10 protein-coding genes and 1 pseudogene are annotated in these 11,542 nt (G+C 58.4%); 1 reads left to right on the plus strand and 10 read right to left on the minus strand.

What is annotated here, in order from left to right:
* Window positions 1-255: 255 nt before the first annotated feature.
* The 8 genes and pseudogenes from NKJ77_RS26375 to NKJ77_RS26410 form a co-directional block, all read right to left on the minus strand.
* The gene (locus NKJ77_RS26375) at window positions 256-1,230 is read right to left on the minus strand and encodes a LysR family transcriptional regulator (protein WP_023685036.1); all 975 of its coding nucleotides are present in this window, start codon (window positions 1,228-1,230) and stop codon (window positions 256-258) included.
* Window positions 1,231-1,294: 64 nt separating this feature from the next.
* Window positions 1,295-2,083: an ABC transporter permease gene (locus NKJ77_RS26380; RefSeq protein WP_023698293.1), complete on the minus strand. Its 789-nt coding sequence runs from the start codon at window positions 2,081-2,083 to the stop codon at window positions 1,295-1,297.
* A gap of 3 nt (window positions 2,084-2,086) precedes the next feature.
* A complete protein-coding gene (gene nodI / locus NKJ77_RS26385) occupies window positions 2,087-2,998 on the minus strand; it encodes a nodulation factor ABC transporter ATP-binding protein NodI (RefSeq protein WP_023685034.1) in 912 nt (303 codons plus the stop codon).
* A 54-nt stretch (window positions 2,999-3,052) separates the two neighbouring features.
* Window positions 3,053-3,286: pseudogene (locus tag NKJ77_RS26390) on the minus strand (carbamoyltransferase N-terminal domain-containing protein); the annotation flags it as partial.
* Between the two features lie 37 nt (window positions 3,287-3,323).
* Window positions 3,324-3,953: a nodulation methyltransferase NodS gene (gene nodS, locus NKJ77_RS26395; RefSeq protein WP_023685032.1), complete on the minus strand. Its 630-nt coding sequence runs from the start codon at window positions 3,951-3,953 to the stop codon at window positions 3,324-3,326.
* 13 nt (window positions 3,954-3,966) lie between these two features.
* Entirely contained in the window at window positions 3,967-5,325 is a 1,359-nt protein-coding gene (gene nodC / locus NKJ77_RS26400) for a chitooligosaccharide synthase NodC (protein WP_023687361.1), read from the minus strand.
* Between the two features lie 13 nt (window positions 5,326-5,338).
* Window positions 5,339-5,998 (minus strand): chitooligosaccharide deacetylase NodB, encoded by a 660-nt coding sequence (gene nodB / locus NKJ77_RS26405; protein ID WP_023672235.1) that lies wholly within the window; start codon window positions 5,996-5,998, stop codon window positions 5,339-5,341.
* The gene (locus tag NKJ77_RS26410) at window positions 5,995-6,588 is read right to left on the minus strand and encodes a NodA family N-acyltransferase (protein ID WP_023685029.1); all 594 of its coding nucleotides are present in this window, start codon (window positions 6,586-6,588) and stop codon (window positions 5,995-5,997) included. Before NKJ77_RS26410 ends, nodB begins: the two co-directional genes overlap by 4 nt.
* A 237-nt stretch (window positions 6,589-6,825) precedes the next feature.
* Here NKJ77_RS26410 and NKJ77_RS26415 point away from each other — a divergent pair, with 237 nt between their 5' ends.
* The gene (locus tag NKJ77_RS26415) at window positions 6,826-7,851 is read left to right on the plus strand and encodes a LysR family transcriptional regulator (RefSeq protein WP_023712679.1); all 1,026 of its coding nucleotides are present in this window, start codon (window positions 6,826-6,828) and stop codon (window positions 7,849-7,851) included.
* A gap of 598 nt (window positions 7,852-8,449) precedes the next feature.
* Here the strand turns inward: NKJ77_RS26415 and NKJ77_RS26420 are convergent.
* Window positions 8,450-9,481 (minus strand): LacI family DNA-binding transcriptional regulator, encoded by a 1,032-nt coding sequence (locus NKJ77_RS26420; RefSeq protein ID WP_023703127.1) that lies wholly within the window; start codon window positions 9,479-9,481, stop codon window positions 8,450-8,452.
* Window positions 9,482-9,785: 304 nt separating this feature from the next.
* On the minus strand, window positions 9,786-11,114 hold the full coding sequence (locus NKJ77_RS26425) for a dicarboxylate/amino acid:cation symporter (RefSeq protein ID WP_023706359.1): 1,329 nt from the start codon (window positions 11,112-11,114) through the stop codon (window positions 9,786-9,788).
* Window positions 11,115-11,542: the final 428 nt, after the last annotated feature.

Consider the following 11,542-nt stretch of genomic DNA (forward strand, 5'->3'; position numbering starts at 1 on the left):
CATTTAATGGAGCGGGTCAACAACACCGTCCGGCTGAAAGTTTGGAAGGGATTCATCGTGGTCGGCCGCAAGGGCCCGAACAGGCTTCCGCCTCCACACCTTCAGGCGCGTTCATATTCGTCATCGGACAGTTGCAGAAATCGATTGCTTGGATAGGCACACATTTACGAAATGGATGCACTCTCGTGCGCTTCGCCCTTCTGCTGAGCAGTTGCGGGGTCGCAGGCGGCGGGGGATCGCCATCCATGCCTCCTCTCATAGTCGAGGGGGGGGCAGTTTCTCAATTTGGGGACAACTCAGACGTCCGGTGCTCTTAGGCAGAGGAATCATACGAGATCCCTCCTGCAACATCATTTCCCGCATCCACAGGCTTGCCGGATCACTATTGTGGAGCGCAGGCCATTGAACGGCCTCCGTGAATGCGGGAGGAAGTGGCGGCGGAAGTTTGACAATCCGCAGGGGTGTTGTTTTTGCGAAATGCTGCGCCAGCCGTAAGGGCATGGTCCCGATGCGGCTGGTGCCTGATACAACGGGCGGGATCAGGCTAAAGCCGTGTACGACAACTTCGATGCGTCTCTCGAAACCGTGCTCGAGCAAATACCATTCCTCCATGGAGAGCTGCCGGGTGTCCCCGAATTTGAACACAACCTGCCCCATCGATAAGTATCGCTCCAATGTAAGTGGCTCTGACAGCTGCTTGTTCGTGCCGCAGCCTACGCACACGAGCATATCTTCGAACAGGGCTGCGCGAGGATGTTTCGACATGAATACTTCCGGCATAATTAGAAAATCAACGTCGCCGCGCCGGAGAAGCTCCTCGGGGTCGTCGGAAATAGGGAGACATTCAAAGCGGACGGCGGGAGCTTCCCGCGCAGCACGTTCTACGATCTTCTTAAAAAATACGAGCGTGATGTAATCGGAAAGGATAATCCGGAAGCGACGATCCGATTGGGCTGGGTTGAAGGCGTCCCAGGAAATAATCGATAGCTGGATGTGCAGCAATGCCTCCCTGACTGCTGGGGCGAGCCCCTCAGCGCGAGGTGTCAAAATGAGCTCGCGGCCGCTCATCGTAAATAGCTCATCGCTGAAATAGGCGCGTAACCGAGCAACGGCGGCGCTCATTGCCGGCTGGCTCAGGTTAATACTGCGGGCCGCCGCGGTGACTTTACGTTCCCTGACCAGAGCGTCCAACACAACGAGGAGATTCAGATCGAGTCCCTTAAAACGCATGTCTTGATCTAGGCGGCGTGTGAATGGGTTGCGACCAAACATTCAATTCGAATGGTGAGTAGCGTCAACGCATCAGCCTTCGACGAAAAAGAGCAATCGAAAAGAAGAAGGGCAAAACTGTGTATATGCAAAGCGCGCCGATATGCAGGCCCATTTTGTCAATCGGACGGCCAAGCATCGCTGGACGAATGAGGTCGATTGCATGTGCGAGCGGTAATAAGGAGGCAGCATACTGAAAAGCGCCGGGCAATTGGTTGATCGGAAACATCGCGCCGCAAAGGAACAGCATGGGTGTAATAACAAGCGTATTATAAAATATGAAATATTCATAACTGGGCGCAAGCGCCGTGACGACCATCGCTAGACTCGCGAAGGCGAGGCCATTGAGAGCGATGACTGGCAGCAAGCAGAGGATGGATGGCCACGATGCGTAGCCGAGCGTGGTGGCAACAATAGTGATTGCTGTGCCCGCCATGAGGGCCTTCGTGGCTGCCCAGGCCAATTCGCCGAGTAAGATATCGCCGAGCGTCAGCTGAGTGCATAGCATTCCTTCCCAGGTGCGCTGGTCGCCCATGCGGCCGAAACTCCCGTAGACCGTTTCAGCGGTCGCCGATGCCATCACGCTTGTGGCAACCATGCCAGCCGCGAGAAACGCAATGTACGAAGTGCCCTCTACAGGACCTATCATTGTTCCGATGCCAAAGCCGAGACCGAACAGATAGATCATCGGATCGGCGAGGTTGCCGAGAACCGATGCAAGCCCGATTTTCTTCCATCCAAGATAGTTGCGGCGCCAAACCGCGACCCAATTCCACGCATTGGCGGGCATGCCCGCCGCATAACGTTCGCCCATTGTTCAGTCCTCCATCTCGCGCCCGGTTAACCGCAAAAACACATCCTCGAGATTGGGGGGACGCTGCAGAAGGCGTAGACCCGTGCGCCCGCGTAGCTGCGCCAGCACCTGCTCCGGATCGGGTGCATAGCAAAAAAGCGTCTCACCGCTCACCTCGATGCGCTGTGCGTACGGCCGGATCAGCGCACCCAGTTCATGCGGATTGCCGCCGTAGACCTCCACCACGTCACAGCCGATCTGCTCGTCAATGAGTTCGGACGGGCGACCTTCGGCGATCTTGCGCCCCTCCTCCATAACGCACAGCCGATCGCACAGCCGCTCGGCCTCTTCCATGAAATGGGTAGTCAAAAGAATAGTCTTGCCCCGCGCCAGCAGCGATCGCAGCCGATCCCAGATCAGGTGGCGGGCCTGCGGATCGAGGCCGGTGGTCGGCTCGTCCATCACCAGCAAGTGCGGGTCATTGATGAGCGCACGCGCGAGCGTCAGGCGCCGCTTCATGCCGCCGGACAGTTCGGCGACGCGCGCATCCGCTTTGTTCTCGAGGCGGGCGAACTCAAGCAGCGATGGTATGACCGCATCGATCTGGCGTCTGCTCATCCGGAAGTAGCGCCCGAACACCAACAGGTTCTCGCGTACAGTGAACGCGGCATCAAGATTGTCGAACTGCGGGACCACGCCGATGCGCATACGTGCCAAACGCGCGCGCGCCGGCACTGGAGCGCCGAGCACAGTAATCTTCCCCGCATCAGGCGATGTCATGCCGAGGACCATACGCGCAATCGTGCTTTTGCCCGCGCCGTTCGGTCCCAAGAGCCCGAAGCATTCCCCCGCCGCAACGCGGAACGACAGCCTGTCGACAACGAGCTTGTCATAAGTTTTGCTTACGTCAGTAAGGTCGATCGCTATCATGGACATGGGTTCATTTTACCGAGAGGGACGACAAAACTGGCGGTTGCTTGGTTCCCTGCCGACCTGAAACTGTGACTCGTCTTCGTCATCCCCGCCGTCGATAACGAACTGATCGACATCACAAGGATCTAGCCGCTGCTCCGCTAAAGCGGCGACAATTGCGTCGAGATTATCGATGGATTGGTATCGCGGATCGTTGTGCCGCTTTTCCTGGTCATCGCAGAAGACGAGCCGTCCATCCTGGACCAGGGCGATCGCCCCATCATGGGTCAGCTTGGTACCACAGATGCGCATAGTGTCTCCACGTTAACGGCGATAGATTCGAGATTCATCAGGAAGCGGAAATCGGATTCCGGAAACGGACGAGCAAGCAGTCTTCGTTGACCGACTCGCCCCGACACTCAAGCCGCTCTACCTCGATCAACGTTTCGTTCAGCATGGCGATGACCGGCTCAGCACCAGCGGCGTGACCCCAGCGACGGCAATTAGCATCCCTTGCCGATCCGAAGATCAGATGCCCGCCTGGCGCAAGCACCCGCACCAGGTTTTTGACGGCCGCGCGCATCTCGGCTATGTCTCCGAGGTAGTAGAGGACCTCCGCCACAACGATCACGTCAAACAACTCGTCGGTCGAAAACTGTTGAACATCGCAGACTATCCAGTTGATGCGCGACGGCTCCTTTATCCGTTGACGTGCTCGAGCAATCGCTTGCGCCACGACATCGATGACGGTGAGCCCTTGGCAGTAGGGGGCTAGTTTTTCCGTGAATGCGCCGGCAGCGCACCCGACTTCGAGGGCATTTGTAATGGAGCCTTGGGCAAGCGCCAGCTGGAGCATTTGCGTGTGGCGCTTCCGCTCGAATGGATTGCCGTCGAGGCCCCACGGATCGTCGGCGGCCAATTCCCGATCAAGCAACTGATGATTCACGTTCTGGGTCAAACTCGTGCACCTCTCGTCCATTAGGTATTTGCGATCAATCGTCGCCGCAAATGTTGTCCGACAGGACTAATTCCGAAGAATCCCGCGCAAGACTGAGCCTGCGAAGCGGAGCCGAATGGGGCGAGAGTTCTGCCCTGCTGGAACCAGTGATCGGAGCTTGGGTGGGGGCCTGTTTTCCCCCAGTGTTCGATGTAGCGACAGCAGAGCTTCGCGACAGCCAATCGCTATTGCTCAAGGTACACAGCGCGTAGGCCTTCAACGGAAGCAAGAGAAAGACGTTGATGAACGTGTGCAGCGAAAAGCCAAGAAATCGAAATTGTCGAGCACGAAATGCTACCACGCTGCATCGGAGCATGGTCATGGACACAATCATCAGTCCTGTCCACCAAGGCACAGTGCCTGTCAGTGCGAAATGTGCGAGGCCCGTTAATACCGATAGGGCGAGGAGTAGCGCGCCGAGATTCTGTCCGACCACGTCCAACGTGAGATAGCTATTTAGGCTAGGCAGCAAGCGCAGCCCAAGCAGTGTGTCCCGGAATGTGCTTCGTGCCCAACGGAGTTGTTGGCGCAGATACGGTCCGAGTCTGTTCGGAACGACTGTGGCCGCGATGGCGCTCGGAACGTATTCGGTTCGAAAGCCTGCTTTCAGCATCAGGATAGTGAGATGGCGATCCTCACCGAAGTCGCTTGGCTTGCCCCGAAAAAATTGCGACTCGTACTGGTCCAGTAACAAAAGGAGCGCAGACCGGCGGTACATGGCACATGGGCCGCAACAGCACATAACGGCACCGAAGCGAGCCTGTGCCGCGCGCTCCTCGTTGCAAGCCAGCCAGTACTCCATGTCTATCAGCCTGGTCAGCCAGCTCTCGGTTCGGTTACTGGCCGTCAACTGACCCATGACTGCGCCGACCGCTGAATCTCGCATCTTCGGTACAAGCTTGGAAATGACGTCGGGCGCGAGTACCGTGTCTGAATCAACGTTAAGCACCAGATCCCCTGATGAGCGTCGTATCGCGGCGATCTGCGCCTTGCGCTTTCCAACATTCTCGGGAAGCAAAATGATGTCGAACCTGGGGTCGCGCGCGTAGTCTTCGTGGACAGTTCCTAAGGCTTCGCGATTTCCAGAACCGTCATCAACCAAATAGACCCGAAGTCTTCCGGCGTATTCTTGGTCTGCAATGGAAGCCAGGCACTCTGAAAGCGTGCGCGGATCCTCGTTGAAGCAGGGGACGATGACATCGACGCTGGGCAGTTTGTCGGAGCCGGCGAGAACCTCCAACGCCGACGAATCCTTTGTCGGCATAGCATAAAGCCCTTGCATGCTCTTATAGGCAGTCGAGAGCAGTGCATAAAGCGAAATGGCCACAGTGCTGGTTGTACCAAGAAGAGTCATGGGATCTCGTTGTTCAGTGATGTTGAGGAAGTGAGCGGATTACAAATCCGCGCTCACGCAGTGCTGGAATCAGCCGGGACAGCGCCGTGACCGTCTGGTCGCGCATGCCGGCGTGAGCGCCCTGGCTCAACTCGCCGGGAGGGCATCCGTCGTGCAAGAGTACAATTGCGCCCGGCCGGACGGAGGCGAGCACTTTATCGATAATCGCCTCGACTCCAGGGCGAGACCAATCTCGAGGGTCGACGGACCAATGAAGGGCCGCCAGCCCGGCGATCTGTGATGCTGTGCAGACTTCTTCGCTCCAGGCGCCGTAGGGCGCGCGAACAAAGCGGACCGAGGCCTGCGGGCACGCTCTCATGATGGCGTCGTTCGCTTCAAAGACCTCACGTTGCACTTCGCCGAAACCGCATTGGTACAGATCCGGATGAGACATCGTGTGGTTGCCTACCTCGTGCCCTTCTGCGATCATCCGTTGGATTAGATATGGGTGCTCTAAGGCGTAGGCGCCGATGACGAAGAAAGTCGCTGGCACCCGCTGCTCTGCCAGCACGTCGAGAATCTCCGGTGTGAAAAGTGGATTGGGACCGTCGTCAAACGTCAGATAAACGCTTCGACGGCCGGTGCCGTCAGAGCACTCACGGCGCACTTCGTACAAGCAATCGGACCGGCTCATAGCTCTGGTCCGTTCCGATCTATCATCGTGCCCGTGGGCCATTCGCTGATCGGCCGTCCAACTGGCAGAACAATTGTGAGTGCGTCATCGATGCGTGTGGGCGGCAGGTCGAGGCGGGCCTCTGGTCGGGTGGAGCGCACGCGAATTCCCGACAAAACGGCCATAGGGCTGTATCGCCGTCCGAACCTCTCAACATGATTCCGCATCGCGTCCCTGACCGTTCCGAAAGCGAATGGAACGCCAAGCTCCTGCAGTATTGGAAGCATGACATGGATTGAATGGGCGATTCCCAGACCCTCAAGGTCCGGACGCACCCCGTACAGGCCCAGTTCAGCCACCAACAGGTCGACCGCGTCGACCTTGATGAAACGGCGCAGTATGCCCATGTGAGCCGCTACACCGCTTGAATCATAGGCGATTACGCGGAGTTCAGGCCTGGCTCCGGCCCAGCTTCGACTACCTTCGAACGGTTCTGCGTTGGACGCCCCAGTCGGCCCGTACGTATCACGAAAGAACTCGGCGAGCTTAACGTGATCGGAGAGCTGCAACTCGTTTTCCCAGCACAACTTCCACTGCACCTGATGGCGCATTCAGGACCTCTCTTCATATTGGTTTTTGCGGCCGCATTACTCGACCAAAGCGGCGTTGGTGGCTGCACTCAGCCGTTGTCGTTGGCGAAGGTGAGCCAGACGCTCTCTCGAGTTCCGGCCCGTGTCGTCGATTTGAGCTTGACGTCGCTCACTTTCCGTTCCTCTAATGCATGGCTCGTAAATTCGTAAAATTGATTGTTTGAATGATACGCATCCACACGTTGGATAGAACATGACATGCGTTTCAAAGGGCTGGATCTAAATCTCCTCGTTGTGCTGGACGCTCTGATGAGGGAGCGTAAAGTCACTGCCGCGGCTCGCAGTATCAACCTGAGCCAGCCGGCCATGAGCGCCGCCGTTGCTCGGCTACGCGCCTATTTCAACGATGAGCTATTTACGATGAACGGCCGCGAGCTCATTTTGACGCCGCGCGCCGACGGGCTCGCCCCAGCAGTCCGGGACGCATTGCTGCACATCCAGCTATCGATTATTTCCCCCGACGCCTTCAACCCGGCCCAATCGGATCGTCTCTTCCGAATCATGCTTTCCGATTACATCACGCTCGTATTTTTTAGGAAGATAGTAGAGCGCGCTGCGCGGGAAGCTCCCGCCGTTCGCTTTGAATGTCTGCCTATTTGCGACGACCCCGAGGAGCTTCTCCGGCGCGGCGACGTTGATTTTCTGATTATGCCGGAAGTGTTCATGTCGAAACATCCTCGGGCAGCCCTGTTCGAAGATAAGCTCGTAGGCGTAGGCTGCGGCACGAACAAGCAGCTGTCGGAGCCACTTACATTCGAGCGATACTTGTGCATGGGGCATGTTGTGCTCAAATTCAGGCACACCCGGCAGCCCACCATGGAGGAATGGTATTTGCTCGAGCACGGTTTCGAGAGACGTATCGAAGTTGTCGTACAGGGCTTTAGCCTGATCCCGCCCGTCCTGTCAGGCACCAGCCGCATCGGGACTATGCCCTTACGGCTGGCGCAGCATTTCGCAAAAACAACACCCCTGCGGATTGTCCAACTTCCGCCGCCACTTCCTCCTCCTGCATTCACGGAAGCCGTCCAATGGCCTGAGCTTCACAATAGTGATCCGGCAAGCATGTGGATGCGGGAAATGATGTTGCAGGAGGCATCTCGCCTGGCGCCTTTGCCTGAAATCATTGAGCGTCTCGGGCACGCCGATCCGACCTTTCGTTTCTTGGTACCGACTGCCACCTCGAAATCGCGTGCGAAGTCCCGGAAGATGTTGAGCCCCACCTAATCACCGCCTGTAAGACAGGCTGATCAGCATGTTCGACAAGCGCCGGCGCGGCGCGTGTTACCTACGTTCTGGGGCTGATCTCAGGCGAGTTGCTCGTCGAGGGTGTGTGGCAGAGTGATGCCAGCTGCCTTGATTGCCCGCTTTGGCCGTAGGTGGTGACGACGCGAGCATTCTTTTCGATGGCGGCTTCTGGAGGCGGACGCGATCGCGTAGGAGCGGTTGCCCTTCGGGCGTCGGGCCTTGGCCCGGCAGAGCGGCGCAGTTCCTTGCTAAGTGCGAGGGGCCGGAACGAGCAGAACACACGCCCGGGCTGCTACTGAATTGACTGCCGCCTCGATTTGCGTGCGAAGTCCCAGAAGATGGTTAGCCCGGTTAAATTCCTACCTTGCCGGCTGTGCCGCGGCTTTTCACGTGCAGCCAGGCGAGGAGATGGCGGTCGACGAGGTCGACCCCAAATGGACTGTGCTGGCCTCGCTCGGCTCTTGCCGTGCGGGATCATTGACCATACCCCCTGCACGAGAACGTGGGGCATGTTGGCAAGTGAAGCCGGTGGAGGTTGACGCTGCGGATCTAGGTAATCTACCTCGCGCTTCCGCCTTCATATATTTTCCGGCAGATGGATGTCGAACGGCAGAAATGTCTGTCCGGGTGTTTCAGCGGTGCCGGTCTCAATAGCCCGTGTCATCAGCGTTATCAGCTCCTGGCAAAGCCGGCGCATTGGCGTGGCGACCGCCATCGTGACGATGTTATCTGCAAGCGCTGCCCGAGACTCAGGTGTGATTTCATTCACGATCGCGACGAGATCCCGACTTTTGCCCTCTTCTCGGAGCGCGGAGATCGCGCCCTCCATGCCGCCGCCGGCGACATAGAAGCCGACGAGCTCGGGCTCCCGCTGCATGAGATCAAGCGTTGCCTCGTAGGTGATCTGCCGTTTCTCGAGGTTCATGACCGGATCCAGCACCTCGAACGTGGGCGCGTTCTCACGGCAATAGGAGCGAAAGCCGACGTCACGGAGCTCGTGCCCCTGGAAACGATGGCTGCCGACAAACACCGCCACTTTGCCGGGCCGTTTTGCGACCTTGGACACCATCCAAGCGGCCGTGCGCCCGACCTTGCGGTTGTTAAGGCCGATATACCCCTGTCGCACGCCGGCGGCGAAGTCGGAAAGCAGCGAGAAAACCGGAATGCCCTTGGCCTTGAGGTCCTCAACCGCTGCTGTGATTTTCGGGTGGTCCGGTGCCACCATCGCGATTGCATGGCAGCGTGCGCCCAACTCCTTGAGCGGCGCGATCAGGTCGCTCGGCATATGTGACGGGGCGAATTCGACGAGCGGAATGCCGTGGAAGGACTGGGCCAAATTGACCGATGCTTCGACCTCGCGCGCTAAATCTTGGTAGAAATGCTGGGCCGGTTTTCTCAAGATGAAGCCCAGACGGTAGTGCGGTAGGTCTCGCCGCAACCGCTGCTTGATTAGCCCGGCAGCATGATAGCCGATCGCCTGGGCGGCGTCGTGGACCCGCCGCGCGGTCTCCTCGCGCACCGGATGGCGGGCGTTCAGAACCCGATCGATCGTTGCTACGCTGACTCGGGCTTCGCGGGCGAGATCGGCAATTGTGGGGCGCTTGGTCATAGGTCCTATTCTGATTGGTTTTTGACGCGGGCCGGCTCTCTGTCCGCCTAGCGCGTTTCGGTTTCGGGTGGCAAAGTGAAGACGTCCCCATACGAATGGGCACAACGTGTTGGACGAACATCATTGCAGACGTAAACCGGCCGGGTATACTGAAAGGCTCATTCGCTTAAAGGGCGGTGACGATTTGCACTCACACATTTAGCGCTTCTGATACATGGTCCGTGAGGAGCCGTTTAGAGGCTGCGGGTCGGTCGTTCAGTTATGTGACCAGCTAAGCGACTTGACAGGTCGTGGGCCGCCCACCTTACTTGCAGGAGGGTAGCCGGTTTGATGCCTCGGTAAGCTGATGACCGCTGAAGGCAGCTTTCATCTGTGCTCGGTCCAACTCTCCTTCCCAGCGTGCGACGACGAGGGATGCCACTGCGTTGCCGACGCAATTCGTCAGCGCCCGGCATTCGGACATGAATCGGTCGATGCCGAGTATCAGTGCCATCCCAGCAACGGGAACACTCGGAACTACCGCGAGCGTAGCCGCCAGGGTGATGAAGCCCGCACCTGTCACACCTGCAGCGCCCTTGGAGGAAAGCATTGCTACGAGCAGCAGCAGCACCTGATCGCCGATGGACAGATCCGTGTTCGTCGCCTGTGCGATGAAGAGAGCCGCTAGCGTCATGTAGATATTCGTGCCGTCCAGATTGAACGAATATCCGGCCGGGATGACGAGACCCACAACCGAACGCCTGGCGCCCGCCTTCTCCATTTTCTCCATCAGCGACGGGAGCGCCGCCTCCGAGGAGGACGTTGCGAGGACAAGCAGCAGCTCTTCCTTGATGTAACGAATGAGAGAACAAATCGAAAAGCCGTTGTACCGGCAGACTGCGCCGAGAACCCCGAACACGAAGAGGAAGGCGGTGAAATAGAACGTCGCGACCAGCATCGCGAGGTTGACCACCGAACCGATGCCATATCTGCCGATGGTGAAGGCCATCGCGCCAAAAGCGCCGATCGGCGCGGCCTTCATCAGAATTCCGACGAGCTTGAAGACAGGCACAATGAGCGCCTGGAGGAAGGAAACGACAGGCTTGCCCGTCTCTCCGGCCATCGCAAGCGCCATGCCGAACAGAACCGAGAAGAACAGCACCTGCAGGATGTCGCCTTCCGCGAAGGCACCGACGATCGTTGGCGGGATGATGTTCATCAGGAAGCCGGTGACCGACTGCGCTTTGGCTTTTGCGGCATAGGTATTCACGGCCTGGACATCGAGCGAGGCCGGATCGATGTTCAGGCCGTCGCCAGGCTGGACGACATTGGCGACGATGAGGCCGACGATCAGCGCGAGCGTTGAGAAGGTGAGGAAATAAACCATTGCCTTGCCGGCGACCCGGCCGACCTTATGAAGATCGTTCATGCCAGCAATGCCGGTCGCAATTGTCAGGAAGATGACAGGCGCGATGATCATCTTGACCAGCTTGATGAAGGCATCACCCAGCGGCTTCAGGCTCTCGCCGGTCTCCGGATAAAAATAGCCAATTGCGACGCCGAGCGCGATGGCGGCAAGCACCTGGGCGTAGAGCTTGGTGTAGAAGGGTTTGCGGGGCGCGGGACTCGCGCCGCGGACTTGTGCAGCTGACACTGTTTCTCTCTCCCTGACCGGATCGAGGTGGCGTGACTTCTCCCGGGCTTCTCCCTATCGCGGCGCTCCGGTCGAACGCTGCACCAACGCCGCCGCAATACCCATGCCAGATGAATCCGCATCACCTGAACTGACGTGGGCTCGCCAATGATGGAGGAATGCGGTGTCAGACCAGCGGGCAAGGTCGCGGTCCGAACGCCCTTGATGGTCTCTGGCAGAGTGCTGCCGGTCGATCCCTCTGGCTAGCGGTTTGCTGCACAGAGCGTGGTGGGTTCCTCGTTAGCCGGCTTTGGACCGGGCCCCATCGTGTCGCCTGTTCAAGGCCGTCCAGATGACAGGCTAACTTACCCCTGTTCGGAAGCGCTCGTTTCTGGACAGCCTACGACCGTGCAGCCACTGCAATGCACAGAATAAATTCGGACGGTCCT

The sequence above is a fragment of the Mesorhizobium sp. M0052 genome, assembly GCF_040323255.1.
In the GTDB taxonomy this organism is placed as follows: Bacteria; Pseudomonadota; Alphaproteobacteria; order Rhizobiales; family Rhizobiaceae; genus Mesorhizobium.